This window comes from Bacillus siamensis KCTC 13613 (genome assembly GCF_000262045.1).
GTDB classification, from domain to species: Bacteria; Bacillota; Bacilli; order Bacillales; family Bacillaceae; genus Bacillus; species Bacillus siamensis.
The window spans coordinates 23,633-49,896 of the sequence record NZ_AJVF01000001.1; the positions used below are offsets into that span (position 1 = coordinate 23,633).

Consider the following 26,264-nt stretch of genomic DNA (forward strand, 5'->3'; position numbering starts at 1 on the left):
TCCTTCTTTTTACAGATAATTAAGCTTCAAAAATTTCGATTTCTTTGCTGTCTGCAGTAAGTTTTACGATCGCTTTTCTGCGACGGCTAGTCATACCAGTATAGCGGCCGACACGTTTTGATTTCCCTTTGTAGTTCATGATGTTGACTTTGTCAACTTTCACTCCAAAGATACTTTCAACTGCATCTTTCACTTCTGTTTTATTAGCTCTTACATCAACTTCAAAAGTATATTTCTTTTCAGTCATTAAATCAGCAGAACGTTCAGTAATGACGGGGCGCTTAAGAACATCACGAGGATCTTTCATTATGCAAGCACCTCCTCTACTTTTTCAACCGCAGCTTTTGTAATCAGAAGCTTCTCGTGGTTGACAACGTCTAACACGTTGATTCCGTTAGCTTGAACAACTGTAACTCCAGGGATGTTGCGTGCAGAAAGAGATACTGCTTCGTTTGCATCCGCAGTTACGATTAAAGCTTTTTTCTCAACAGACAATCCTTTAAGGATAGCTGTCATTTCTTTTGTTTTAACCGTATCAAGAGTAAGATCTTCAAGAACAATAATGTTGTTGTCGTTCACTTTAGAAGACAATACTGATTTGATTGCCAAGCGGCGAACTTTTTTAGGTAATTTGTAAGAATAGCTGCGTGGTGTTGGGCCGAATACGACACCACCTCCGCGCCATTGCGGTGAACGGATTGAACCTTGACGGGCACGACCTGTACCTTTTTGACGCCATGGTTTGCGACCTCCGCCGCGTACTTCAGAACGATTTTTTACTTTGTGAGATCCTTGACGTAAGGAAGCTCTTTGCATAAGAATAGCGTCGAATACTACGCTCTCATTTGGCTCAATTCCAAATACAGAAGCGTTTAATTCGATATCACCAGCAGTAGAACCGTTTTGGTTGTATAATGCTACTTTTGGCATGATCAATTTCCTCCTTTCCTAAGAGACTTATTTAGATTTAACAGCACTTTTTACAGTGATTAAAGTTTTTCTCGCACCAGGTACGTTACCTTTAATCAAAAGAAGATTGCGCTCAGCATCAACTTTTACGATTTCAAGGTTTTGGACAGTGATTTGATCTCCGCCCATGCGTCCAGGTAATAGTTTACCTTTGAATACACGGTTAGGATCTACAGGTCCCATTGAACCAGGACGACGGTGGTAGCGTGAACCGTGAGACATAGGTCCGCGAGATTGTCCGTGGCGCTTGATTGCACCTTGGAAACCTTTACCTTTAGATACTCCTGTTACATCTACGATTTCTCCTGCAGAGAAAATTTCAACCTTGACTTCCTGACCAATTTCATACGCATCCATATCCACGCCGCGTAATTCTTTAACGAAGCGCTTAGGAGCAGTTTCCGCTTTTGCAACGTGTCCTTTTTCCGGTTTGTTTGAAAGCTTTTCACGCTTATCGTCAAAACCAAGCTGGATCGCTTCATAGCCATCGTTTTCAGCTGTTTTCTTTTGAAGAACAACGTTTGGAGCTGCTTCAATAACAGTTACCGGGATAAGATCACCGTTCTCTGCGAATACTTGCGTCATACCAATTTTTCTTCCTAAGATTCCTTTGGTCATTCGTCACACCTCCTATTAAGATCATTCTATATTTTTGAATTAAAGTTTGATTTCGATATCGACACCAGATGGTAAGTCTAATCGCATGAGAGCATCAACAGTTTGTGGTGTTGGGTTCACAATGTCGATTAAACGTTTATGTGTACGCATTTCAAATTGCTCACGAGAATCTTTGTATTTGTGCACCGCACGAAGGATTGTGTAAACTGATTTTTCAGTTGGCAACGGAATCGGACCAGATACGCTGGCACCAGAACGTTTTGCCGTTTCAACAATCTTCTCTGCAGATTGATCAAGGATTCTATGATCATATGCTTTTAAACGAATACGAATTTTTTGTTTTGCCATTATTTTCCCTCCTTTTCGCCTACATCACGTTAGACAGTTCTCCGTGAGAAAAACCTGATCACCTTGCCATGGCAAAGCGGCCGGGTGTGTCAGCAACCTCTCACTTCATCGCAGTCAAAGACCAACATATACTATTATACAGAAAATAGACGTATGTTGCAAGGTTTATTTGAAGAACCTTGTGGTTTTCACACTTTGATTATTATACAGGTGATGTCTTGATTAATCAAGGATATGCCTGTTTTCTTTCAGAGATGGAAAGATGCGAACCGGCTGAGAACTTCGGCAAAGCGGTCAGGCTCCTCCAAGTGAGGCGAATGGGCTGAGTTTTCAAACCAGTGCCATTCTTTATACGGCGCTTCAACCTTCTGATAATATTCGTAAGATGTCGTTCCCGGAACCGTCAAATCGAATTTGCCTGACATAAAACAGCATGGTATTTCAATAGAAGAAACTGATTCCCCGGCATCAAAGAAAATGAGATCCTCCCACAGATGTTTCAGGCTGAACATTTGTCCCCGCGCAGCCAAAAAGCTCCCTCTCACACCGTACGGTTCCCCAAACAGCATTCGTCCGCCTGCTTTGAGAGCGCCGATCGGATTGTGGGTGAAGCCTCCTCCCTTCATCTCGATACAAAGCAGAAACAGCGACCGCTGCAGCTGTCCGTTCCATGGAGGGGCACCGATAAATTCCAGTGTCTTTTGCATCAGGCGGTGTTTACGCTCCCTGCTCCATGCTGCCAGCTGCCGGTAAGCTTCTGCTTCCTCTTTTTGAATATTAACCACTTGACTGATACCGATATACGCATAATACAAATCAGATCTCTTTTGGAGAGCGTGAAGCGCCAAAACTGATCCCCACGAGTAGCCTGCGATATATACTTTTTGCCTGCCGAATTGCTTACATAAACGTTCGGTCAAATGAATGGTGTCGGCCGTCAGCTGATCCAAAGTCATAGATGATTCCGGAATATCTTTTGAATACGAGAGTCCCGCCCCTCTCTGATCCCAGTTCACAACAGTGAAATGCTTTTCCAGCTTGTTTTGGTATTTTCTCGCATAGCCGATTTGAGGGGTGCCGGGGCCGCCATGCAAAAACAGAAGCAGCGGATTATCCCTGTCGTCGCCATTAATCATAATGGTCTGTTCGCTGTCGTTAATCAGCAATTGCTGAAGCATTGAAATCCGTTTGTTTGTCTTGAAGTTATCATTCATCGCACTGCTCCTAAAATTTGTATAATCTCTATTATACATTGAATCAGCCGGGAAACAAAAAAACGAGGCCCCATAAGGGACCCCGCATGTATGAACGAGTCGATTACTCAGTGATTGTAGAAACAACGCCTGAACCAACTGTACGTCCGCCTTCACGAATAGAGAAACGAGTTCCTTCTTCGATAGCGATTGTAGAGATAAGTTCAACGATCATTTCAGTGTTATCTCCAGGCATAACCATTTCTACGCCTTCTGGAAGATTGATGATACCAGTTACGTCAGTTGTACGGAAGTAGAACTGAGGACGGTAGTTAGAGAAGAATGGAGTATGACGTCCACCCTCTTCTTTAGAAAGAACGTAAACTTCAGCTTTGAATTTGCTGTGTGGAGTGATTGTACCTGGTTTAGCAAGTACTTGCCCACGTTGGATGTCTTCACGAGCTACACCGCGAAGAAGTGCACCGATGTTGTCTCCAGCTTCAGCGTAATCAAGAAGCTTACGGAACATTTCAACACCTGTAACAGTTGTTTTGCTGTTTTCTTCTTGAAGACCGATGATTTCAACTTCGTCACCGACTTTAACTTGTCCGCGTTCTACACGGCCAGTAGCAACTGTACCACGACCAGTGATTGAGAATACGTCCTCAACTGGCATCATGAATGGTTTTTCAGTGTCGCGTTCTGGAGTTGGGATGTACTCGTCAACTGCAGCCATAAGTTCAAGAATTTTTTCTTCGTACTCAGCGTCGCCTTCAAGAGCTTTAAGAGCAGAACCTTTAACAACTGGTACATCGTCACCAGGGAAGTCGTATTCGCTAAGAAGATCGCGAACTTCCATTTCAACAAGCTCAAGAAGCTCTTCGTCGTCTACCATGTCGCATTTGTTAAGGAATACAACGATGTATGGTACACCAACGTTTTTAGAAAGAAGGATGTGCTCACGAGTTTGTGGCATTGGGCCATCAGCAGCAGATACTACAAGGATAGCTCCGTCCATTTGCGCAGCACCAGTGATCATGTTTTTAACATAGTCAGCGTGTCCTGGGCAGTCAACGTGTGCATAGTGACGAGTGTCAGTTTCGTACTCAACGTGTGCAGTAGAGATTGTGATACCGCGCTCACGTTCTTCTGGAGCACCATCAATTTGATCGTACGCCATAGCTGTACCTTTACCAGATTTCTTATGAAGTACTGTTGAGATAGCAGCAGTTAATGTTGTTTTACCATGGTCAACGTGTCCAATTGTACCGATATTGGCATGTGATTTGGAACGGTCGAATTTTTCTTTAGCCATTCTAAAATCCTCCTTAAGAGCTTTTAATTAGTGATGTATAGAGTGATAGAAAGTGAAAGCAAGCTTTCACTTCCTCATCTTACAATAGTAGTTATACTTGAGTTAAGTGGCAAAATCAATTATTCGCCTTTATTTTTTTTGATAATTTCTTCAGCAATGCTCTTCGGCACTTCTTCGTAGTGATCCATGAACATAGTGAACGTACCGCGACCTTGCGTGTTAGAACGAAGGGCAGTAGCGTAACCGAACATTTCAGCAAGAGGTACCATCGCACGCACAACTTGAGCGTTACCGCGCGCTTCCATACCTTCTACGCGTCCGCGGCGAGAAGTAATATCGCCCATGATGTCTCCCATGTATTCTTCAGGAATAACCACTTCAACTTTCATGACTGGTTCAAGAAGAACTGGGTTACATTTGCTGACTGCATTTTTCAATGCCATAGAAGCAGCGACTTTAAACGCCATTTCGTTTGAGTCAACATCATGGTAAGATCCATCAAAAAGTTTCGCCTTGATGTCGATTAGCGGGAATCCTGCTAGGACACCATTTTCAAGAGAGTCTTCGAGACCTGCTTGTACGGCTGGGATGTATTCACGAGGAACAACACCACCGACGATTGCGTTTTCGAATTCAAAGCCTGCGCCTTCTTCGTTCGGTTCAAATTCGATCCAAACGTGACCGAACTGACCGCGTCCGCCTGATTGACGTACGAATTTACCTTCAACTTTTGCACCGCTACGGAATGTCTCACGGTACGCAACTTGAGGAGCACCAACGTTAGCTTCAACTTTGAACTCACGCTTCATACGATCAACAATGATATCAAGGTGAAGCTCACCCATACCAGAGATGATTGTTTGACCCGTTTCAGGGTTTGTTTGTGTACGGAATGTAGGATCTTCTTCAGCAAGTTTTGCTAAAGCGATACCCATTTTATCTTGGTCAGCTTTTGATTTAGGCTCAATCGCTACGTCGATAACTGGCTCTGGGAATTCCATGGATTCAAGGATTACAAGATCCTTCTCATCACAAAGAGTATCTCCAGTAGAAGTATCTTTTAGACCTACAGCAGCTGCGATGTCTCCAGCGTAAACAGTAGAGATCTCTTCACGGCTGTTAGCGTGCATTTGAAGGATACGTCCTACGCGCTCACGCTTGCCTTTTGTAGAGTTCTTTACATATGAACCGGAATCAAGTGTACCGGAATATACGCGGAAGAACGTCAGCTTACCGACATAAGGGTCAGTCATAACTTTAAATGCAAGTGCAGAGAATGGCTCTTCATCAGAAGAATGACGAACGATCTCTTCATCTGTATCAGGACGTACACCTTTGATTGCAGCAACATCAGTTGGCGCAGGAAGGTAGTCAAGAACAGCATCAAGTACAAGCTGAACACCTTTGTTTTTGAAAGCAGAACCAACAAGTACAGGGTAGAATTCAACATTCAGTGTACCTTTACGGATTGCAGCTTTCAGTTCAGGGATAGTGATTTCTTCACCTTCAAGGTACTTTTCCATAAGCTCTTCATCAAGCTCAGCTACAGCTTCAATCAGGCTGTTGCGAAGCTCTTCAGCTTGTTCTTTGTACTCTTCAGGGATTTCTTTCGCATCTGAACGAGTTCCAAGGTCATCTTCGTAGAAATACGCAACGTTTTCTACTAAGTCGATGATACCTTCGAAGTTGTCTTCAGCACCGATCGGTAATTGAATTGCGTGAGCGTTAGCTTGAAGACGGTCTCTTAAAGTTCCTACAGAGTAAAGGAAGTCTGCGCCGATTTTGTCCATTTTGTTGACAAATACAACACGCGGCACTCCGTAAGTTGTTGCTTGGCGCCATACAGTTTCTGTCTGAGGCTCAACACCTGATTGAGCATCAAGTACAGCAACCGCACCATCAAGTACACGGAGTGAACGTTCAACTTCAACTGTGAAGTCCACGTGTCCCGGTGTATCGATGATGTTTACACGGTAACCTTTCCACTGTGCAGTTGTTGCTGCAGAAGTGATTGTGATACCGCGTTCTTGTTCCTGCTCCATCCAGTCCATTTGCGAAGCACCTTCGTGAGTTTCGCCAATTTTGTGGATACGGCCTGTGTAGAACAAGATCCGTTCTGTAGTCGTCGTTTTACCGGCATCGATGTGAGCCATGATCCCGATATTACGAGTTTTTTCTAAGGAGAACTCTCTTGCCATTGGGTAATTTCTCCTTCCTTATTAGGGAATTATTATTTTGATTATATGAATCCTACCAGCGGTAGTGAGCAAATGCTTTGTTCGCTTCTGCCATCTTGTGAGTGTCTTCACGTTTCTTAACGGCAGCACCAGTGTTGTTAGCTGCATCAAGAATTTCGTTAGCCAGGCGCTCTTCCATTGTTTTTTCTCCGCGAAGACGCGCATAGTTAACCAACCAGCGAAGACCAAGAGTTGTACGGCGTTCTGGACGAACTTCTACAGGCACTTGGTAGTTAGCTCCACCTACACGGCGTGCTTTTACTTCAAGTACAGGCATGATGTTTTTCAATGCTTGTTCGAAAACCTCCATTGCATCATTGCCAGTGCGTTCTTTAATGATATCGAATGACTTGTATAGGATTGTTTGAGATTTACCTTTTTTACCGTCGATCATCATTTTGTTGATCAGGCGGGATACCAGCTTAGAGTTGTAAAGCGGATCAGGTAAAACATCTCTTTTTGCTACAGGACCTTTACGTGGCATCTGAATATCCTCCCTTCATAGTTTTAATGATTTATTTAATTACTTTGCTTTAGGGCGTTTCGTACCGTACTTAGAACGGCCTTGCGCACGGTTTTCAACTCCGGCAGTATCAAGCGCACCACGAACGATGTGGTAGCGTACCCCCGGTAAGTCTTTTACACGTCCGCCGCGGATCAGTACAACGCTGTGCTCTTGCAGGTTGTGGCCGATACCAGGAATGTAGGCAGTAACCTCGATTCCGTTAGTCAAACGAACACGAGCATATTTACGAAGTGCTGAGTTCGGTTTTTTCGGTGTCATTGTACCCACACGAGTACATACCCCGCGTTTTTGTGGAGAAGATACGTTAGTGTGCTCTTTTTTAAAGCTGTTGTATCCTTTGTTTAGTGCAGGTGACTTAGAGTTTTCAACTTTGCTCACGCGTCCCTTGCGAATTAGCTGATTAATTGTAGGCATGTTGTGTTCCTCCCTTCATTACGTTTTATAACCCACATACCCAGGTGGTTCATCATTAGGCAAAAAACAATGTCTTTACACAAGATCGAAATCTTATATAAAAACAAAAAGTACGCTATAACATAATGGCAACAGCTGCTGCTCCCACTTCAATTCCGCAGGCTTTGCCGAGCTTTTTCATGGAATCTACCATACTGACGTCGATATCTCGGTTCTTTGCAAGCTGGATAACGCCAGCCGTAAGAACTGTATCCGCGTCTTTTGCCACGACGACTTCCTTTACTGAACCTCGTTTCAGAGCTTTCACTGTTTGCTTCGTACCAATAATAATTGATTTGGCCTGTGATACTTTATCATAAGACATAAACATATCCTCCAAAGTAACAGGTTTTATTTCGAGCACCTTGGTTATATTATCACTCCGCGGAACGGATGTCAACATCGTATGACATTTTTTAGTGCAGTCCGCCGCCAGAATAATTGTAATACTGAGGAAAAGCTGTCGAAACAGCCTTTCCTGCAGCAGTTTCTATTATTCAGCCGGAACCATATCTTCCGAAGGCTGAACGTTTGAAACAGGTTTTACTTTTCTGTAATTCATCATACCGGTACCGGCCGGAACCAGTTTACCGATGATAACATTTTCTTTCAGGCCGAGAAGCTCATCGCGCTTGCCTTTAATCGCAGCATCCGTAAGAACGCGTGTTGTTTCTTGGAATGATGCGGCAGACAAGAATGAATCTGTCTCGAGTGAAGCTTTCGTGATACCGAGAAGGACAGGACGCCCTGTAGCAGGCCGGTTGCCTTCAAGCAGCACTTTTTTGTTCGCTTCTGTGAATTGGTGAATATCAAGCAATGTGCCAGGAAGAACATCAGTATCTCCGGCATCGATCACACGGACTTTGCGAAGCATCTGGCGAACCATTACTTCTACGTGTTTATCGCCGATTTCAACCCCCTGCATACGGTAAACCTTCTGAACCTCGTGCAGAAGATATTCTTGAACCGTTGTCAGGTCAGTGACTTTAAGAAGTTCTTTCGGATCGATAGAACCTTCTGTCAGCACTTGACCGCGGGTAATCTGATCACCCTCAGCCACTTTCAGACGTGAGTTGTAAGGTGCTGTGTATGAACGTGTCTCAACAGCGCCTTGAACAACAATTTCCTGCTGTTTGTCGCGGACTTCATTGATTTCGGCAATTGTACCGTCAATCTCAGAAATCGTCGCTTGACCTTTAGGATTACGCGCTTCGAAAAGCTCTTGGATACGCGGAAGACCTTGTGTGATATCGTCTCCGGCAACCCCGCCTGTGTGGAACGTACGCATTGTTAACTGTGTTCCAGGCTCACCGATAGATTGGGCAGCGATAATACCTACTGCTTCGCCGACTTCAACATCAGTTCCGGTTGCAAGGTTTCGTCCGTAGCATCGTTTACATACACCATGAGGAGTGTTACATGTGAACGCAGAACGGATCCACACTTCTTCGATTCCGGCTTCAACGATTTCCAGCGCTTTATCTTCATCGATCAATTCGTTTTCGTTAATGAGCACAGCACCCGTTTCAGGATGTTTGATCTGTTTTCTGGCGAAACGTCCGATCAGACGCTCTTCCAGACGCTCGATGATTTCCGTACCTTCTTTAAGCGGTTTTGCAAGAATACCGCGGTCAGTTCCGCAATCTGTTTCACGAATGATAACATCCTGCGCAACATCAACAAGACGGCGTGTAAGGTAACCTGAGTCAGCTGTTTTCAGGGCGGTATCGGCAAGACCTTTACGCGCACCGTGAGTGGAGATAAAGTACTCCAATACCGTCAGACCTTCACGGAAACTTGATTTGATAGGCAATTCAATGATTCGTCCAGCCGGGTTGGCCATCAGACCGCGCATACCCGCAAGCTGCGTAAAGTTAGATGCGTTACCACGGGCTCCTGAGTCACTCATCATGTAGATCGGGTTGACTTCGTCTAATGATTTCATCAGTTTGCCTTGGATAACATCTTTCGCTGAACTCCAAATTGAAATGACTCTTTCATATCGTTCTTCTTCGGTGATTAAACCGCGTCTGAACTGTTTCAAGACATTATCAACTTTGCTTTGTGCCTCTTCGAGGATTTCCTGCTTATCATCGAGAACGACGATATCAGAAACCCCTACCGTGATACCGGCTTTCGTTGAATATCTGAAACCGAGGTTTTTCATGCGGTCAAGCATCTTAGACGTTTCCGTGATATGGAATCGTTTAAAGATTTCCGCGATGATTTTACCCAAAATACCTTTTTTAAACGGTGCGTTGATCGGCTGCTCTGCAATCACAGCTTTTACGTCAGCACCTTTATCTAAGAAGAAACGGTCAGGTGTTTTCTCTTCAATGTTGCTCTTCGTAGGTTCATTCATGTAAGGGAATGACTCAGGAAGAATTTCATTGAAGACCAACTTACCGACTGTTGTAATTAACAGTTTTGAACGCTGCTCATCCGTAAATGTCACATTCTTCAGGGAGTTCGCTGCAACAGCTACTCTCGTATGAAGGTGGACATAACCGTTTTGATAAGCAAGAAGCGCTTCGTCCGTATTTTTGAAGACCATACCCTCGCCGACTGCTCCGGCGCGCTCAAGTGTCAGGTAGTAGTTTCCTAATACCATATCCTGAGACGGCGTAACAACCGGTTTACCATCTTTAGGGTTCAAGATGTTTTGGGCCGCAAGCATCAGAATGCGGGCCTCAGCTTGAGCCTCAGCTGATAAAGGTACGTGAACCGCCATTTGGTCACCGTCAAAGTCAGCGTTATAAGCTGTACATACTAACGGGTGAAGACGGATGGCGCGTCCTTCAACAAGCGTAGGTTCGAAAGCCTGGATACCTAATCTGTGAAGCGTAGGGGCACGGTTCAGTAAGACCGGATGCTCCTTAATGACAGATTCAAGTACATCCCATACTTCTGGCTGCACGCGTTCGATTTTGCGTTTTGCGCTCTTGATGTTGTGAGCGAGACCTTTTTCAACAAGCTCTTTCATAACGAATGGCTTGAAGAGCTCAAGCGCCATTTCCTTCGGCAATCCGCACTGATACATTTTCAGATGCGGACCTACGACGATAACGGAACGTCCTGAGTAGTCTACACGTTTACCAAGAAGGTTCTGACGGAAACGTCCTTGTTTCCCTTTCAGCATGTGAGAAAGAGATTTTAACGGTCTGTTACCAGGACCTGTTACAGGACGTCCGCGGCGGCCGTTGTCAATTAAAGCATCGACAGCCTCTTGAAGCATACGTTTCTCGTTCTGAACGATGATGCTTGGCGCACCAAGGTCCAAAAGGCGTTTCAAACGGTTGTTACGGTTGATGACACGACGGTAAAGGTCATTCAGGTCAGACGTTGCGAAACGTCCGCCGTCAAGCTGAACCATCGGTCTTAATTCAGGCGGAATAACCGGAAGCACGTCGAGAATCATCCAAGACGGCTTGTTTCCTGAATTACGGAAGGCTTCAAGCACTTCAAGGCGTTTGATCGCACGTGTGCGGCGCTGGCCTTGAGAAGTTTTCAGCTCTTCTTTTAACATATCAACTTCTTTGACAAGGTCGATGTCCTGCAGAAGTTTATTAATGGCTTCCGCACCCATAGAGGCTTGGAATTTGTTTCCGTACTTATCCAGATACGCACGGTATTCCTTTTCGGATAAAAGCTGTTTCTTTTCGAGCGGTGTATTGGCCGGGTCAGTTACGACGTAAGAAGCAAAGTAGATGACTTCTTCCAGCGCACGCGGTGACATATCCAATACAAGACCCATACGGCTCGGAATACCTTTGAAATACCAAATGTGAGAAACCGGGGCAGCCAGTTCAATATGCCCCATTCTCTCACGACGGACTTTAGCCCGCGTTACTTCAACTCCGCAACGGTCACAAACTACGCCTTTATAACGAACCCGCTTGTACTTGCCGCAATGACATTCCCAGTCCTTAGTCGGTCCGAAAATGCGTTCGCAGAACAGGCCGTCCTTTTCAGGTTTCAATGTACGATAGTTTATCGTTTCAGGCTTTTTCACTTCACCAAAAGACCATGAACGGATTTTATCCGGTGAAGCAAGACCGATGTTCATATACTCAAAATTGTTCACATCTAGCAAGGGGCCTACCTCCCTTTTTATCTTCGGATTAACCGATGTCACTTGCCTTTATCAATCACAGACTATTCTTTCGTTACTGCGTCACGTTCAACGTCTGGAGATGCTGTTTCTTCCGGCGCTTCATCACCTGATAATGCAAGGCCGTCAGCTTGTTTCGCATCTTCCTCGTCTTCTAGATCTCTCATTTCTATTTCTTCTTCATCGCCTGAAAGGATTTTCACGTCCATACCTAAGCTTTGAAGCTCTTTGATCAATACTTTGAATGATTCCGGAACACCAGGCTCTGGAACATTGTCGCCTTTGACGATGGCTTCATATGTTTTCACACGTCCGACCACGTCATCGGACTTCACAGTCAGGATTTCTTGAAGCGTGTAAGCTGCGCCGTAAGCTTCAAGCGCCCAAACCTCCATCTCACCGAAACGCTGTCCGCCGAATTGGGCTTTACCGCCGAGAGGCTGCTGCGTAACAAGTGAGTAAGGACCTGTAGAACGGGCATGAAGTTTATCATCAACCATGTGTGCCAGTTTGATCATGTACATGATTCCGACAGATACACGGTTGTCGAACGGTTCTCCCGTACGGCCGTCATAAAGAACTGTTTTAGCGTCTCTTGACATACCTGCTTCTTCAAGTGTTTCCCACACATCTTCTTCACGCGCGCCGTCAAATACAGGTGACGCGATGTGAATGCCGAGGTAGCGGGCAGCCATACCCATGTGAAGTTCTAATACCTGACCGATATTCATACGTGATGGTACACCCAGCGGGTTAAGCATGATATCGATCGGCGTGCCGTCAGGAAGGTAAGGCATATCTTCTTCAGGAAGAATCTTCGAGATAACCCCTTTGTTTCCGTGACGTCCGGCCATTTTATCACCTTCAGAAATCTTACGTTTCTGAACGATATATACGCGTACAAGCTGGTTCACTCCCGGAGGAAGTTCGTCTCCGTCTTCACGGTTGAAGACTTTTACGTCGTGGATAATTCCGCCGCCGCCATGAGGCACACGGAGGGAAGTATCACGGACTTCACGCGCTTTTTCTCCAAAGATTGCGTGCAGAAGGCGTTCTTCAGCCGTAAGCTCAGTTACGCCTTTAGGCGTTACTTTACCCACGAGAAGGTCTCCGTCGTTGACTTCCGCGCCGATACGGATAATTCCGCGGTCATCGAGGTTGCGAAGCGCGTCTTCCCCTACGTTTGGAATATCGCGGGTGATCTCTTCCGGTCCAAGCTTTGTATCACGTGCTTCTGATTCATATTCTTCAATGTGAATAGATGTGTATACATCATCTTTCACAAGGCGTTCACTCATGATGATGGCATCCTCATAGTTGTAGCCATCCCATGTCATGAAGCCGACCATTACGTTGCGGCCGAGAGCAAGTTCACCAAGCTCCATTGAAGGGCCGTCAGCAAGGATTTCTCCTTTTACTACTTCATCGCCGACACTGACGATCGGACGCTGGTTGTAGCACGTACCTTGGTTGGAGCGGACAAATTTCAGCAAGCTGTACTTATCCAGGTTGCCTTTTACTTTTTGGCCGTCAATTTCTTCATAGCGGCGCACCCATACGTTTTTCGCTTCCACCCGTTCAACGATACCAGGGTGTTTACAAATAACGGCTGCACCGGAGTCTTTACCGGATACGTATTCCATACCCGTTCCGACGATCGGAGCTTCCGGCTGCATCAAAGGCACAGCCTGACGCTGCATGTTCGCTCCCATAAGGGCACGGTTCGAGTCATCGTTTTCCAAGAACGGAATACATGCTGTCGCAGCAGATACAACCTGTTTAGGAGATACGTCCATGTAATCCACGCGGTTGCGGGCTACAACGGTGTTTTCCCCTCTGAAACGGGCTACAATGCTGTCATCCAAGAAAGAACCGTCATCGCTCAGCTTAGCGTTCGCTTGGGCTACGACATAGTTATCCTCTTCATCAGCAGTCAAGTAGTCGATTCTAGGCGTTACTTTTCCTGTTTCAGGATCAACGCGGCGGTATGGCGTCTCAATGAAACCAAAGCGGTTTACTTTCGCAAATGATGACAATGAGTTGATCAAACCGATGTTCGGGCCCTCAGGCGTTTCGATCGGACACATACGGCCATAGTGAGAGTAGTGAACGTCACGTACTTCCATACCTGCACGCTCACGCGTCAAACCGCCCGGTCCGAGAGCTGACAGACGGCGTTTGTGCGTCAATTCAGCAAGCGGGTTCGTCTGATCCATGAATTGAGAAAGCTGTGAGCTTCCGAAGAACTCTTTAATAGACGCAATAACAGGTCTGATGTTAATCAGCTGCTGCGGCGTGATTGTATTTGTGTCTTGAATAGACATTCTTTCACGTACGACACGTTCCATCCGGCTTAAACCGATACGGAATTGGTTTTGCAGGAGCTCTCCTACAGAACGCAGGCGGCGGTTTCCGAGATGGTCGATATCGTCAGTGTCACCCACTCCGTGCAGGAGATTGAAGAAGTAGCTGATAGAAGAAATAATATCAGCAGGCGTAATATTTTTAATCGCCTCTTCAATGTAAGCATTGCCGATCACATTGATCGTCTGCTCTCCTTCTGCATCAGTAGGAGCATAGATTTTAATGGATTGAAGCATCACTTCATCCTCGACAACGCCGCCGTTAGGATAAAGTTTTCTGAAGCCGATTCCATTTTCTAAGTATGGCAGTACTTTATCAAGTGTTCTTCTGTCAAGAATCTGCCCTTTTTCAGCGAGGATTTCACCTGTTTCAGGATCCACCAGTGTTTCTGCAAGGCGCTGGTTAAACAGACGGTTCTTGATATGAAGCTTTTTATTAATTTTATAGCGTCCTACATTCGCAAGGTCGTATCGCTTAGGATCAAAGAAACGGGAATCCAGCAAACTTTTTGCGTTTTCTACTGTAGGCGGCTCTCCCGGACGAAGGCGCTCATAGATTTCAAGAAGCGCTTTGTCACTGTTTTCAGTGTTGTCCTTATCCAGTGTATTGCGGAGATATTCGTTCTCACCAATGAGATCGAGAATCTCTTGGTCGGAACCGAAGCCGAGAGCACGCAAAAGAACCGTAACCGGCAACTTACGTGTGCGATCAATGCGGACATACACAACATCTTTCGCATCAGTTTCGTATTCTAACCATGCGCCACGGTTTGGAATGACAGTCGCGGTAAAACCTTTCTTACCGTTTTTGTCTACTTTACCACTGAAATATACACTTGGAGACCGAACAAGCTGAGATACGATAACACGTTCTGCACCGTTGATGATAAAAGTACCGGTATCTGTCATAATAGGGAAATCACCCATGAAGACATCCTGGTCTTTTACCTCTCCAGTTTCTTTGTTAATTAAACGAACCTTCACTCTTAGCGGAGCTGAGTAAGTCACATCACGTTCTTTTGACTCTTCAACGGGATACTTAGGATCTCCTAAACTGTAGTCAATGAACTCAAGAGAGAGGTTACCAGTGAAATCCTCAATTGGTGATATGTCTTGAAACATCTCTCTAAGACCCTCATCAAGAAACCACTGATAAGAAGAGGTTTGAATTTCAATGAGATTTGGTAATTCTAACACTTCGCTAATGCGAGCATAGCTTCTGCGCTGGCGGTGTCGTCCATACTGAACTAGTTGACCTGTCAACTGATTCACCCCTCAAATCATGCGTATTATATGTGTAATAAGCATTCCTTACGATGAAGAAATACTTTTACAAGACAAAAGAAAAAAGGGTTTCTAATTAAGAAAACCACATCCAAAAACAAATACCGATTTTATTAGCATTTCCATGTTTGTATAATTTATACATGCACTATGATTATTCAGCATATCATGCAAAATATATACATTGGCATTTTACAATATTAACATAGCTGAAAATTCAAGTCAAACTTTTTTTGCTTTTATGATATAATAGCCTTTCTTTTTTTGAACGACGGAAACTTCGTCAAAAAGCTCCTTCAGTTTTTCAATGGCAGAAGGCCCGCCCTGTTTTTTCTGTATAACGATCCACAACTCACCTGAAGCCCTTAAATGCTCAGCGCTTTTTTCAAAAATGGCATGGACAACTTTTTTTCCGGCGCGGATTGGGGGGTTTGTAATAATAGAAGCAAATGTTTGAGCAGAATCAATATTTGAAAATAAATCACTCTGATAAATCCGAACGTTTTTTATTCCGTTTTTTTCTGCATTTTCATTTGACAGCTCTACGGCTCTTTCATTCACGTCAATCATGTGCACGGTCCGGTCTGTAAATTCACCGGCGAGCGACAGACCGATCGGGCCGTAGCCGCAGCCTGCATCCAGGAAGTCACCATCAACCTCAGGCTCTTCAAACGCTTCAATTAAGACACGCGAACCGAAATCAACTTCCTTTTTTGAGAAAACGCCGCTGTCACTTGTGAATGTATAAGATCTGTTCCGCAGTGTAAATGACCATGTCTGTTTATCGCTTTTGACTGAAGGTTTTTCTGAATAATAGTGTTCACTCATTATTAGAACCTCCTTTTTTAATGGCGCTTAAAGAAAAGCAAAGAAAAAGCCCGCCTCATAAAAGCGAGCTTCCCCTACAGGCAAGTGAAGATTACTTAACTTCTACAGAAGCGCCAACTTCTTCAAGTTTAGCTTTAAGCTCTTCAGCTTCTTCTTTCGCAATACCTTCTTTAAGTGGTTTTGGAGTGTTGTCAACAAGTTCTTTAGCTTCTTTCAAGCCAAGACCAGTGATTTCACGAACAACTTTGATAACTTTGATTTTCTGAGAACCTGCACCAGCAAGGATAAGGTCGAATTCGCTTTGCTCTTCAGCAGCGCCGCCAGCAGCAGCTCCGCCAGCTACAGCTACAGGAGCAGCAGCAGTTACGCCAAATTCTTCTTCGATTGCTTTTACTAGGTCGTTCAATTCAAGTACAGTTGCTTCTTTAACGGAAGCAATGATTTCTTCGATATTTAAAGCCATTTGAAATTCCTCCATTTGTTTTATTTTAGGGTAAAATCAGATTAAGCGCCTTGTTCTTCCTTTTGGTCTGCAACTGCTTTAGCTGCAAGTGCAAGGTTGCGAACTGGAGCTTGAAGTACGCTAAGCAACATAGAAAGTAAGCCATCGCGTGAAGGAAGTTCAGCAAGAGCTTTCACTTCTTCAACAGAAGATACTTTACCTTCGATAACGCCCGCTTTGATTTCCAGAGCTTCGTGGTTTTTCGCGAACTCGTTAAGAACTTTCGCCGGAGCGACAACATCTTCAGTACTGAATGCGATCGCATTCGGTCCAGTTAAGACATCATTCAAACCATCAAGTTCAGCTTGTTCAACCGCACGGCGAGTCATTGTGTTTTTGTACACTTTGAACTCTACGTTAGCTTCGCGAAGCTGTTTACGGAGTTCAGTTACTTCAGAAACGTTAAGTCCGCGGTAGTCAACGATGATCGTTGATTTGCTTTCTTTCAGTTTAGAAGCAATCTCTTCAACAACAACTTTTTTTGTATCAATTGCGCTGCTCATGGTTACACCTCCTGTAGATTTTGTGTAACACTTATACCGCTAGGTGATCACGACTGTGACGACGATTTCATATAAAAAGCCTCCATGTGGACATGGAGGCTGTATATACAAGCATACGTAACGTAATAGCTGTGATATATATACACCTCGGCAGGATATTAAGCCTCAGCGGCCCCTGCTGTCTACGGTATAAATGACATATTATATTTTACAACATTTTGAATTATATCAGAATGCTGATCTAAAGTCAAATATTATTTTACGTTGAAAGTTGAAGCGTCTACTTTGACACCAGGTCCCATAGTAGATGTTACAGCAACGTTTTTCACGTAAACGCCTTTAGCTGCAGCAGGTTTAGCTTTCAGGATTGTATCGTACATTGTTGTGAAGTTCTCAACAAGTTTTTCGTCCTCGAAAGAAACTTTACCGATAGGAACATGAATGTTGCCAGCTTTATCAGCACGGTATTCAACTTTACCAGCTTTGATTTCGCCGATTGCTTTTTCAACTTCGAAAGTAACTGTACCAGTTTTAGGGTTTGGCATTAAACCTTTTGGTCCAAGTACACGACCGATTTTACCAACCTCACCCATCATGTCAGGTGTAGCTACGATTACATCGAAATCGAACCAGCCTTGTTGAATTTTGTTGATGTAGTCAGTATCGCCAACGAAATCTGCACCAGCAGCTTCAGCTTCTTTCGCTTTTTCGCCTTTTGCGAAAACGAGAACGCGCTGAGTTTTACCAGTTCCGTTTGGAAGCACGACTGCTCCGCGGATTTGCTGATCGTTTTTACGAGTGTCAACCCCTAAACGAAAAGCAACTTCAACTGTAGCGTCGAATTTAGCTGTGTTTGTTTTTTTAGTAAGCGCCACTGCTTCAGCGACGTCGTAAGCTTTTGCACGGTCTACAAGCTTCGCAGCTTCAACGTACTTTTTACCTTTTTTAGCCATTTTAAAATTTCCTCCTTATGTGGTTATAGCGGAATAACCTCCCACGAATAAGGGTTGCGAACTTGTGAAAACTCGCAACCCGACAAGAAACAAATTAATCCTCGATAACGATACCCATACTGCGGGCAGTACCTTCAACCATGCGCATTGCCGCTTCAACGTCTGCTGCGTTTAAGTCAGGCATTTTCGTTTCAGCGATTTCGCGAACCTTATCGCGCTTAACGGTTGCCACTTTATTACGGTTTGGTTCACCAGAACCAGACTCAATTCCAGCTGCTTTTTTAAGCAATACTGCAGCAGGCGGAGTTTTTGTAATAAATGTAAATGAACGGTCTTCGTAAACCGAAATTTCAACAGGAATGATTAAACCAGCTTGGTCAGCTGTACGAGCGTTAAACTCCTTACAGAATCCCATGATATTTACACCGGCTTGACCTAGTGCAGGTCCAACTGGCGGCGCTGGGTTAGCTTTTCCAGCAGGAATTTGCAATTTTACAACTTTTACTACTTTTTTAGCCACGAGACACACCTCCTTAAGTCCGTGATGTGGTAATAGGGTAAACCCTCCCACTCAAGGTTTCATTCTTTATATGAATGACGAAATATCAAGCTAGCTGCCTTGGATTAGTCCAAGACGTACCTTTGCTATATTATCATTAATATATAGCAATTTCAAGTTTTTTCACATTACAATTTGTCGATCTGGGTAAATTCCAGTTCAACCGGCGTTTCACGGCCGAACATGTTAACGAATACCTTCACTTTGCTCTTATCATAATCAATCTCTTCAATTGATCCTGTAAAGTTGGCGAATGGCCCGTCTATGACTTTGACTGTCTCATTCAATTCAAAATCAATGTCGGTTTTCCGCTCATCCATGCCCATCCGTTTTAAAATGGTTTCCGCTTCGCCAGGAAGAAGCGGAGTCGGCTTTGAGCCTGAACCGGCTGATCCGACGAAACCGGTAACGCCCGGCGTGTTGCGGACTACATACCAAGAATCATCAGTCATGACGATTTCAACAAGCACATAACCCGGGAACACTTTCTTTTTGACTACTTTTTTCTTGCCGTTCTTAATATCAGTCTCTTCTTCTTCAGGAACGACCACGCGGAAAATTTTATCCTGCATTCCCATTGATTCCACACGTTTTTCAAGGTTTGCTTTTACTTTGTTTTCATAACCGGAATACGTATGAACAACATACCAATTCTTTTCCATTCTATCAGGACTCTGCAGTCCTTCCCTCCCCGCATTTAAAAATGAAGTGTAAAACAAAAAATAGGCTCAGAGCCTATGAATCCTTTTTTCAACACAATAAAAAACCCGCTGAACGGGTTTTGGCAAACGATATTATGATCTATTATAGCACGTATTGCTGATCATTATTCAACTATTAAACGAATTAATTGAGAAATTCCTGTATCAAGGAGGGCAAAAAAGATAACAAAAAAGATAACCGTTGAAATCACCGTGATCGTATAGCGCGTTAACTCTTTGCCTTTAGGCCAGCTAACCTTTTTCATTTCTTTCCCAACATCTTTAAAGAAACTCATCATGCGCATGTAAAAGACCTCCACAATTTAAAAAGCGAACACTATTTTGTTTCTAAATGAGCTGTATGTGAATTGCAAGTGCTGCAGTACTTCTTAACTTCTAACCGCTCAGCCGCTGATGCAGAGCTTTTCATTGTCGTATAATTACGATTTCCGCATGTTTTGCATGCCAGCGTAATCTTTTTTCTCATGTCGATACACCTTTTCCTAAATAGACATTCATTTATCTTAATAAAATAGCACAGTCAGAAAAATTCTGTCAATATGACATAGAAACCCGCTACAGGCTGATTTCTCTTATTTCTAAATACTTCTCAAGCTTGCGCTTCACGCGCTGCAGGGCATTATCAATTGATTTTACGTGTCGGTTTAAGTCATCTGAAATTTCTTGGTAACTTCTTCCGTCCAAGTACAAAACAAGCACCTTTCTCTCCAGATCACTCAGCAGTTCTCCCATTTTCATCTCAATATCATCGAATTCTTCCTGATTAATAATCATTTCTTCAGGGTTTAACGTTTTTGCGCCTGAAATGACATCAAGCAGTGTTCTGTCTGATTCTTCATCAAAAATTGGCTTGTCTAAAGAAACATAAGAATTTAAAGGAATGTGTTTCTGACGGGTAGCTGTCTTTATTGCGGTAATAATCTGGCGGGTAATGCATAATTCTGCAAAAGCTTTAAATGAAGTAAGCTTGTCCTCCCTAAAGTCTCGGATAGACTTATATAAGCCTATCATCCCTTCCTGTACAATATCTTCTCTGTCGGCCCCTATTAAAAAATAAGACCTGGCTTTCGCCCGTACAAAATTACGGTACTTCGTAATCAAGTAATCTAACGCATCACTATCCCCAACATGAACCTTTTCAATGACCTGCTCGTCCTCCAACTGGCAAAACTGCACTTTGTTGAATTTTCCCTTGCTGTTCTGTAGATTCACTGCGATCCCCCCGGCGCACGTAGATAGAAATATTATACATTAATGGGCGAAAAAGCGTCAACCTAATCCAGGCCGCCGCGCCGCCACTTTTCAAACGTTTTCAAAACCTCTTCGGACAGCTCGATTTTACCCGGGGGTTTTTCGGAAGTGATCTTCGAAACCCGTCTTTGAATCCGTCGTTCTATCGCATCCACTTCCCTCAGCAGCTCCCGGGCGGATTTGCGGAGAGCCCCTTGTCCGAAAATCGCCCACTGCTCCGTGTAATCAGAGGTTGCGACATGAATCTGTGTCGCAATATTATTCAGCGCCTGTGCAAGCTTCTCAATCCGCTCATCCGCCGTTTCATTCTCCCGTGTGAAAATCACTTCGACTCTGTGATTCGTGTGTTTTTTCTCTATGCCTTTTACCAGATGTGCGTCAAACACCACAATGACTTTAATTCCCGTGTACGACTGATACTCCGCCATCTTCTGAATCAGCACATCTCTCGCTTCTTCAAAACTGTTCGCTTTTAAATCCTTTAGCTGCGGCCAAGCTCCTATCATGTTGTATCCGTCTACTAATAGGATGTCCATTTGTCTTTATTCCCCTAAAGGATTGCGTTTCCGGTAGACTTCATACATCAGAAGGCCGGCCGCTACCGATGCATTCAGAGACGTGACTTTTCCGGCCATCGGAAGTTTAATGAGAAAATCACATTTCTCTTTCACAAGACGGCCCATTCCTTTGCCTTCGCTTCCGATAACGAGCGCCAAAGGCATGTTGCCGTCCATAGAGCGGTAGTCTTCCCGGGCGGATGCATCCGTTCCCACGACCCAAATGCCCCGCTCCTTCATTTCATCAAGTGTCCGGGCAAGATTGGTCACCTTCACGACGGGAATATGTTCAATGGCACCGGTCGATGCTTTTGCGACCGTCGAAGTCAGTCCGACCGCTCTGCGTTTCGGAATCACGATGCCATGCGCGCCGACAGCGTCAGCCGTTCTCATGATGGAACCGAGATTATGAGGGTCTTCCAGCTCGTCCAATATGAGAAAGAAAGGCTGTTCGTTTCTCTGTTCCGCTCTTTTATATAATTCGTCTAATTGTGCATATTCATATGCCGCCACCTGAGCGACAACTCCCTGATGCTGCCCCTCCACCATCTGATCGAGTTTTTTTCTCGGCACAAATTGAATGGTGACGCCGCGCTTTTTAGCAAGCTCCATAACTTGCTGCGCCTGTCCTTTTACTGTGTTTTCCGCCATCCATAACTTATAGAGTTTGCGATCCGACTTTAACGTCTCAATTACCGCGTTTTTTCCTATGACGTAATCATGTTGCTGACTCATTTGTTTTCCTCCCTGACGTCCCGACTTGTATAGCTTCTGTAATCAGCTGATTCAGTCTTTCTTCTCTTTTCTCAAGAAAAAGATATCCGAGCAAAGCCTCAAAAGCTGTACTATGGCGGTACGTCTGTACATCTGTGTTTTTAGGCGTCGTCCCTGATTTCGCGTTTCTTCCCCTTCTCACCACGGCTTCCTCTTCCTCCGTGAAAAAGGATTCTTCCTGAAGGCGGAACAGAATGTCTGCCTGTGATTTTGCCGATACGATCCGGCTCGCCTTCTTATGAAGGTCATTCGGTTTCGTATGGCCCTGCTTAAGCAGGTGATGCCGGACATATATTTCAAAAATGGCATCACCCATATAAGCGAGCGCAAGACCGTTTAACTGCTTTGAATCTTTGATTTGTTCAAATTGAAGCATCCGCTTACTCTCCCCGCTTCCAGCGAGTTCCCTGAGCCGTATCTTCAAGAATGATATTCATGCTTTTCAGCTGATCGCGAATTTGGTCTGACAAAGCAAAATCGCGATTGCGGCGGGCTTCATTTCTCTTCTCGATCAATTCTTCAATCTCTTCATCGACAAGCTCTTCTTCGCCGAGCGTAAGTCCGAGAACGGATCCGATTCGGTCAAACATGCTGATAAAGGCTTTAATGACGTGATCCGCCGTATTGTCCTCCTGCATGTAGTAGTTGGCAAGCTTCGCCAAATCAAACCAAACGGAAATCGCATTCGCCGTATTAAAATCATCATCCATCGCTTCTTCAAATGCAGCGCGGTGCTCTTCTATTTTAGCGAGCCATTCATCATCATTGTCAGTCAGATTCGTGCTGCTAATCAAACGATGGTTTAAATTACTGTAGGCCGTCTTCAGGCGGTTAAACGCGTTTTTTGTTTTCTCAAGCAGCTCTTCCGAATAGTTGATCGGGTGGCGGTAATGAACGGACAGCATGAAAAATCTCAAAAGCTGCGGGTCATACTGCTTAATGATATCGTGCACCAAAACAAAGTTGCCGAGCGATTTTGACATTTTTTCATTATCTATATTGATGTAACCGTTGTGAAGCCAGTATTTTGCGAATGTCTTGCCTGTTAATGCTTCAGATTGGGCGATTTCGTTCTCATGGTGCGGGAATGTCAGGTCCTGACCGCCGGCATGAATATCGATTTCGTCACCCAAATATTTTTTCACCATTGCGGAGCATTCAATGTGCCAGCCCGGGCGGCCTTTTCCCCAAGGGCTATCCCATGAAATTTCTCCGTCTTTGGCGGCTTTCCAAAGAGCAAAGTCCAGCGCATCCTCTTTCTTCTCACCGACACGGATACGAGCGCCCGATCTGAGTTCATCAATTGATTGCTGTGAAAGCTTGCCGTAGCCTTCGAAGGCTCTTGTTTTGAAATAGACGTCGCCTTCCGATTCATAAGCGTAGCCTTTTTTAATCAGCTCGCTGACAAATTCAATAATGGCGTCCATGTTCTCCATGACTCGAGGGTGAAGATCCGCTTTCCGGCATCCGAGGGCGCCCACATCTTCAAAATAAGCTTTAATAAACCGCTCAGAAACGGTCGGAACGTCCTCGCCGAGCTCATTAGCCGCCTTAATCAATTTGTCATCAACATCTGTGAAATTCGATACGTATTGAACATCGTATCCCTTATACTCCAAATAGTTGCGTACGGTATCATACACAATCGCCGGACGGGCGTTTCCGATATGAATATAGTTGTATACAGTGGGTCCGCACACGTACATTTTTACTTTTCCTTCCTCAAGAGGAACGAATGTTTCCTTTTTCCGTGTCAATGTATTATAAAGTGTAATGGTCATTTTTGGTTGATCCTTTCTTTTTTATCTTCCAGTTCAGCCTGCAGCTCAAAAATCTGCTGCTCCAATGCTCTTAACCGGTCAGCAACCGGATCGGGCAAGTCTTGGTGATTGAGATCGCGTTTGATCTTTCTTCCGTTCTGAATGACGACTTTTCCAGGTATGCCGACAACGGTTGAAAAGTCGGGAACATCACGCAGCACAACGGAGCCGGCCCCTACTTTAGAGCCTTGCCCGACTGTTATAGAGCCGAGCACCTTCGCCCCCGTTGCAATTAAAGCATCATCTTTAATGGTCGGATGCCGCTTTCCCTTTTCTTTTCCCGTTCCCCCGAGAGTGACACCTTGGAATACCGTCACGTTATTGCCGATTTCACATGTTTCCCCTATGACGACCCCCATACCGTGATCAATGAAAAACCTTCTCCCGATGGTCGCGCCGGGATGGATTTCAATTCCGGTAAAGAAACGGGCAATCTGTGATATCAGGCGCGCAAGGAAGAAAAATCTCCGTTTATATAAAGCATGTGCAATCCGATGCGCCCATATAGCATGTAAACCAGAATAAGTTAAAACAACTTCAAAATAGCTTCTTGCTGCCGGATCTTGATCGAACACTGTATCTATGTCTTCTTTTAGCATTTTAAAAAACACATGCTTCCCCCCATTCTCTCCCCGCTCCAGTCTGTTTTTCCGCCTATAAAAAAAGCGTCTCTGCATGTAAACATGACAGAGACGCTTTTACCGCGCGGTTCCACTCTGTTTGAAAAACAAAACGTGTTTTCCCAACTTTAAAGCCGGTAACGGCGGCGGCCGCCTTTAAATACTGATTTCCGCAGAAATGTTCTTCAAAGGTCTTAAGGGCGCACTTCTAAAACATAACGCATGAATCTCTCTCAGCCGATGAAGATTCTTTCTGTAATGGTCATTGTTTTATACTCTTCCCTGTCAACAATCGTATATTTAAATGCTTTTCAGGCGTTTTACGGCTGTTTCTCTGCCGATCAGCTCAATAGCCTGCGGAAGCTCCGGACCGTGCGTCTGGCCGGTAACCGCTACACGAATCGGCATGAACAGCTTTTTGCCTTTATGGCCTGTTTCTTTCTGAACGGCTTTAATTGAGGCTTTGATCTGCTCTGGCGTGAATTCTTCAAGCTCTTCAAGCTTCGCAGCAAATGCGCTGAGCACTTCAGGCACCTGTTCTTCCGCCAGAACGGCTTTTGCCTCTTGATTATACTCGATTTCATCATTAAAGAACAAATCAGTCAGCTCGACAATTTCAGCACCGTAGCTCAATTGCTCGTGGTAAAGAGAGATTAACTTACGCACCCATTCCCGCTCTTCGGCAGAAAGCTCAGTGCCGACTTTTCCTGCTTTTTGCAGGTGAGGCAGAGTCAGTTCAACAACTTGATCAAGATCCAGCGCTTTGACATATTGGTTGTTGACCCATTTCAGTTTATGCATATCAAACAGAGCCGGTGACTTAGATAAACGATTCACATCAAAAATTTCAATAAATTGTTCTCTTGTGAAGAGCTCTTCTTCACCGACAGGAGACCAGCCGAGAAGTCCGATAAAGTTAAACAGCGCTTCAGGCAGGTAACCCAGCTCATCATACTGCTCAATAAACTGGATAATTGATTCATCACGTTTACTTAATTTTTTGCGGCTTTCGTTCACGATAAGCGTCATATGTCCGAATTCAGGAATATCCCAGCCGAACGCCTGGAAAATCATGATTTGTTTCGGTGTATTTGAAATATGGTCCTCACCGCGGAGCACGTGCGTCATTTTCATTAGGTAATCGTCAATTGCGACGGCAAAGTTATACGTCGGTGTACCGTCTTTTTTAACGATGACGAAGTCGCCGATACCGTCTGATTCAAAAGAAATCTCGCCTTTTACGATATCGTTAAAAGTGATGATTTTTCCTTCCGGCACGCGGAAACGGATGCTCGGCTGTCTTCCTTCGGCTAAAAACTGCTCCTGCTCTTCCTGAGTCAGGTTTCTGTGTTTGCCTGAATAGCGCGGCATTTCCCCGCGGGCGATCTGCTCTTCACGTTCTTTCTCAAGTTCTTCTTCCGTACAGAAACATTTATAAGCAAGCCCTTTTTCAAGCAGCGCTTCATAGTACTCTTTGTAAATGTCATTCCGTTCAGACTGGCGGTACGGGCCGTATTCTCCGCCGACATCCACACTTTCATCCCAGTCTATGCCGAGCCATTTCAGATAGTTAAGCTGGCTTTGCTCTCCGCCTTCAATATTTCGCTTTTTGTCCGTATCCTCAATCCGGATAATAAACTTTCCGCCTTGGCTGCGGGCAAATAAATAGTTAAAAAGCGCCGTTCTGGCGTTACCGATATGCAAATGTCCGGTCGGACTCGGTGCATAGCGGACGCGTACTTCATTTCCCATGTTCAA

The 26,264-nt window shown here is 44.6% G+C and carries 27 protein-coding genes and 2 other annotated features; all 27 genes read right to left on the bottom strand.

Annotated features, from left to right (window positions below; all coding sequences use genetic code 11):
- Positions 1–19: 19 nt before the first annotated feature.
- The gene (rplW, locus tag Y79_RS0100205; RefSeq protein WP_003156467.1) at positions 20–307 is read right to left on the bottom strand and encodes a 50S ribosomal protein L23; all 288 of its coding nucleotides are present in this window, start codon (positions 305–307) and stop codon (positions 20–22) included.
- Positions 307–930 (bottom strand): 50S ribosomal protein L4, encoded by a 624-nt coding sequence (gene rplD, locus Y79_RS0100210; RefSeq protein ID WP_016935901.1) that lies wholly within the window; start codon positions 928–930, stop codon positions 307–309. The genes rplW and rplD overlap by 1 nt, the downstream gene beginning before the upstream one ends.
- A 27-nt stretch (positions 931–957) precedes the next feature.
- Positions 958–1,587, bottom strand: coding sequence for a 50S ribosomal protein L3 (gene rplC / locus Y79_RS0100215; protein WP_007410402.1), 630 nt, complete (start codon positions 1,585–1,587; stop codon positions 958–960).
- Positions 1,588–1,626: 39 nt separating this feature from the next.
- On the bottom strand, positions 1,627–1,935 hold the full coding sequence (rpsJ, locus tag Y79_RS0100220) for a 30S ribosomal protein S10 (RefSeq protein WP_003156464.1): 309 nt from the start codon (positions 1,933–1,935) through the stop codon (positions 1,627–1,629).
- A 248-nt stretch (positions 1,936–2,183) separates the two neighbouring features.
- The gene (locus tag Y79_RS0100225) at positions 2,184–3,149 is read right to left on the bottom strand and encodes an alpha/beta fold hydrolase (protein ID WP_016935902.1); all 966 of its coding nucleotides are present in this window, start codon (positions 3,147–3,149) and stop codon (positions 2,184–2,186) included.
- Between the two features lie 103 nt (positions 3,150–3,252).
- Complete coding sequence (tuf, locus tag Y79_RS0100230; RefSeq protein ID WP_003156451.1) at positions 3,253–4,443, bottom strand: elongation factor Tu; 1,191 nt, start codon at positions 4,441–4,443, stop codon at positions 3,253–3,255.
- Between the two features lie 119 nt (positions 4,444–4,562).
- A complete protein-coding gene (gene fusA, locus Y79_RS0100235) occupies positions 4,563–6,641 on the bottom strand; it encodes an elongation factor G (RefSeq protein ID WP_016935903.1) in 2,079 nt (692 codons plus the stop codon).
- Between the two features lie 52 nt (positions 6,642–6,693).
- Positions 6,694–7,164, bottom strand: a complete 471-nt coding sequence (rpsG, locus tag Y79_RS0100240; RefSeq protein WP_003156447.1) for a 30S ribosomal protein S7 — start codon at positions 7,162–7,164, stop codon at positions 6,694–6,696.
- A gap of 39 nt (positions 7,165–7,203) precedes the next feature.
- On the bottom strand, positions 7,204–7,620 hold the full coding sequence (gene rpsL / locus Y79_RS0100245; protein WP_003156445.1) for a 30S ribosomal protein S12: 417 nt from the start codon (positions 7,618–7,620) through the stop codon (positions 7,204–7,206).
- A 115-nt stretch (positions 7,621–7,735) separates the two neighbouring features.
- Positions 7,736–7,984 (bottom strand): 50S ribosomal protein L7ae-like protein, encoded by a 249-nt coding sequence (locus tag Y79_RS0100250; protein ID WP_016935904.1) that lies wholly within the window; start codon positions 7,982–7,984, stop codon positions 7,736–7,738.
- Positions 7,985–8,152: 168 nt separating this feature from the next.
- Positions 8,153–11,752, bottom strand: a complete 3,600-nt coding sequence (gene rpoC, locus Y79_RS0100255) for a DNA-directed RNA polymerase subunit beta' (RefSeq protein WP_016935905.1) — start codon at positions 11,750–11,752, stop codon at positions 8,153–8,155.
- Between the two features lie 62 nt (positions 11,753–11,814).
- A complete protein-coding gene (gene rpoB / locus Y79_RS0100260) occupies positions 11,815–15,396 on the bottom strand; it encodes a DNA-directed RNA polymerase subunit beta (protein WP_003156440.1) in 3,582 nt (1,193 codons plus the stop codon).
- 243 nt (positions 15,397–15,639) lie between these two features.
- Positions 15,640–16,245, bottom strand: a complete 606-nt coding sequence (locus tag Y79_RS0100265) for a class I SAM-dependent methyltransferase (protein ID WP_016935906.1) — start codon at positions 16,243–16,245, stop codon at positions 15,640–15,642.
- A gap of 91 nt (positions 16,246–16,336) precedes the next feature.
- Positions 16,337–16,708, bottom strand: a complete 372-nt coding sequence (rplL, locus tag Y79_RS0100270; protein WP_003156436.1) for a 50S ribosomal protein L7/L12 — start codon at positions 16,706–16,708, stop codon at positions 16,337–16,339.
- 41 nt (positions 16,709–16,749) lie between these two features.
- Positions 16,750–17,250 (bottom strand): 50S ribosomal protein L10, encoded by a 501-nt coding sequence (gene rplJ / locus Y79_RS0100275; protein ID WP_003156433.1) that lies wholly within the window; start codon positions 17,248–17,250, stop codon positions 16,750–16,752.
- Positions 17,251–17,313: 63 nt separating this feature from the next.
- Positions 17,314–17,456: a sequence feature (ribosomal protein L10 leader region), on the bottom strand.
- A 48-nt stretch (positions 17,457–17,504) separates the two neighbouring features.
- Entirely contained in the window at positions 17,505–18,203 is a 699-nt protein-coding gene (gene rplA / locus Y79_RS0100280; protein WP_016935907.1) for a 50S ribosomal protein L1, read from the bottom strand.
- A gap of 94 nt (positions 18,204–18,297) precedes the next feature.
- A complete protein-coding gene (gene rplK / locus Y79_RS0100285) occupies positions 18,298–18,723 on the bottom strand; it encodes a 50S ribosomal protein L11 (RefSeq protein WP_003156430.1) in 426 nt (141 codons plus the stop codon).
- A 167-nt stretch (positions 18,724–18,890) separates the two neighbouring features.
- Entirely contained in the window at positions 18,891–19,424 is a 534-nt protein-coding gene (gene nusG, locus Y79_RS0100290) for a transcription termination/antitermination protein NusG (RefSeq protein ID WP_003156423.1), read from the bottom strand.
- Positions 19,425–19,588: 164 nt separating this feature from the next.
- Positions 19,589–19,768, bottom strand: a complete 180-nt coding sequence (gene secE / locus Y79_RS0100295; protein ID WP_003156422.1) for a preprotein translocase subunit SecE — start codon at positions 19,766–19,768, stop codon at positions 19,589–19,591.
- Between the two features lie 32 nt (positions 19,769–19,800).
- Entirely contained in the window at positions 19,801–19,950 is a 150-nt protein-coding gene (gene rpmG / locus Y79_RS0100300; RefSeq protein WP_003156421.1) for a 50S ribosomal protein L33, read from the bottom strand.
- Positions 19,951–20,039: 89 nt separating this feature from the next.
- Entirely contained in the window at positions 20,040–20,696 is a 657-nt protein-coding gene (gene sigH / locus Y79_RS0100305) for an RNA polymerase sporulation sigma factor SigH (RefSeq protein WP_003156415.1), read from the bottom strand.
- A 62-nt stretch (positions 20,697–20,758) separates the two neighbouring features.
- A complete protein-coding gene (gene rae1, locus Y79_RS0100310) occupies positions 20,759–21,271 on the bottom strand; it encodes a ribosome-dependent mRNA decay endonuclease Rae1/YacP (RefSeq protein WP_013350802.1) in 513 nt (170 codons plus the stop codon).
- 6 nt (positions 21,272–21,277) lie between these two features.
- Positions 21,278–22,027 carry a 23S rRNA (guanosine(2251)-2'-O)-methyltransferase RlmB gene (gene rlmB / locus Y79_RS0100315; protein WP_016935908.1) on the bottom strand — a complete coding sequence of 250 codons (750 nt, stop codon included), beginning with the start codon at positions 22,025–22,027 and terminating at the stop codon, positions 21,278–21,280.
- Positions 22,011–22,442, bottom strand: coding sequence for a Mini-ribonuclease 3 (locus Y79_RS0100320; protein ID WP_016935909.1), 432 nt, complete (start codon positions 22,440–22,442; stop codon positions 22,011–22,013). Before Y79_RS0100320 ends, rlmB begins: the two co-directional genes overlap by 17 nt.
- A gap of 4 nt (positions 22,443–22,446) precedes the next feature.
- Positions 22,447–23,847, bottom strand: a complete 1,401-nt coding sequence (gene cysS, locus Y79_RS0100325; protein WP_016935910.1) for a cysteine--tRNA ligase — start codon at positions 23,845–23,847, stop codon at positions 22,447–22,449.
- Positions 23,844–24,497: a serine O-acetyltransferase gene (gene cysE / locus Y79_RS0100330; RefSeq protein WP_007410393.1), complete on the bottom strand. Its 654-nt coding sequence runs from the start codon at positions 24,495–24,497 to the stop codon at positions 23,844–23,846. Before cysE ends, cysS begins: the two co-directional genes overlap by 4 nt.
- 74 nt (positions 24,498–24,571) lie before the next feature.
- Positions 24,572–24,804 (bottom strand) — a binding site (T-box leader).
- A gap of 2 nt (positions 24,805–24,806) precedes the next feature.
- The gene (gene gltX / locus Y79_RS0100335) at positions 24,807–26,258 is read right to left on the bottom strand and encodes a glutamate--tRNA ligase (protein ID WP_016935911.1); all 1,452 of its coding nucleotides are present in this window, start codon (positions 26,256–26,258) and stop codon (positions 24,807–24,809) included.
- Positions 26,259–26,264 lie beyond the last annotated feature (6 nt).

Coding starts and splice junctions, on each gene's coding strand:
- rplW (WP_003156467.1), bottom strand. CDS start 307: ATGAAAGATCCTCGTGATGTTCTTAAGCGCCCCGTCATTACTGAACGT.
- rplD (WP_016935901.1), bottom strand. CDS start 930: ATGCCAAAAGTAGCATTATACAACCAAAACGGTTCTACTGCTGGTGAT.
- rplC (WP_007410402.1), bottom strand. CDS start 1,587: ATGACCAAAGGAATCTTAGGAAGAAAAATTGGTATGACGCAAGTATTC.
- rpsJ (WP_003156464.1), bottom strand. CDS start 1,935: ATGGCAAAACAAAAAATTCGTATTCGTTTAAAAGCATATGATCATAGA.
- Y79_RS0100225 (WP_016935902.1), bottom strand. CDS start 3,149: ATGAATGATAACTTCAAGACAAACAAACGGATTTCAATGCTTCAGCAA.
- tuf (WP_003156451.1), bottom strand. CDS start 4,443: ATGGCTAAAGAAAAATTCGACCGTTCCAAATCACATGCCAATATCGGT.
- fusA (WP_016935903.1), bottom strand. CDS start 6,641: ATGGCAAGAGAGTTCTCCTTAGAAAAAACTCGTAATATCGGGATCATG.
- rpsG (WP_003156447.1), bottom strand. CDS start 7,164: ATGCCACGTAAAGGTCCTGTAGCAAAAAGAGATGTTTTACCTGATCCG.
- rpsL (WP_003156445.1), bottom strand. CDS start 7,620: ATGCCTACAATTAATCAGCTAATTCGCAAGGGACGCGTGAGCAAAGTT.
- Y79_RS0100250 (WP_016935904.1), bottom strand. CDS start 7,984: ATGTCTTATGATAAAGTATCACAGGCCAAATCAATTATTATTGGTACG.
- Y79_RS0100265 (WP_016935906.1), bottom strand. CDS start 16,245: ATGAGTGAACACTATTATTCAGAAAAACCTTCAGTCAAAAGCGATAAA.
- rplL (WP_003156436.1), bottom strand. CDS start 16,708: ATGGCTTTAAATATCGAAGAAATCATTGCTTCCGTTAAAGAAGCAACT.
- rplJ (WP_003156433.1), bottom strand. CDS start 17,250: ATGAGCAGCGCAATTGATACAAAAAAAGTTGTTGTTGAAGAGATTGCT.
- rplA (WP_016935907.1), bottom strand. CDS start 18,203: ATGGCTAAAAAAGGTAAAAAGTACGTTGAAGCTGCGAAGCTTGTAGAC.
- nusG (WP_003156423.1), bottom strand. CDS start 19,424: ATGGAAAAGAATTGGTATGTTGTTCATACGTATTCCGGTTATGAAAAC.
- secE (WP_003156422.1), bottom strand. CDS start 19,768: ATGCGCATGATGAGTTTCTTTAAAGATGTTGGGAAAGAAATGAAAAAG.
- rpmG (WP_003156421.1), bottom strand. CDS start 19,950: ATGAGAAAAAAGATTACGCTGGCATGCAAAACATGCGGAAATCGTAAT.
- rae1 (WP_013350802.1), bottom strand. CDS start 21,271: ATGGACATCCTATTAGTAGACGGATACAACATGATAGGAGCTTGGCCG.
- rlmB (WP_016935908.1), bottom strand. CDS start 22,027: ATGAGTCAGCAACATGATTACGTCATAGGAAAAAACGCGGTAATTGAG.
- Y79_RS0100320 (WP_016935909.1), bottom strand. CDS start 22,442: ATGCTTCAATTTGAACAAATCAAAGATTCAAAGCAGTTAAACGGTCTT.
- cysS (WP_016935910.1), bottom strand. CDS start 23,847: ATGACCATTACACTTTATAATACATTGACACGGAAAAAGGAAACATTC.
- gltX (WP_016935911.1), bottom strand. CDS start 26,258: ATGGGAAATGAAGTACGCGTCCGCTATGCACCGAGTCCGACCGGACAT.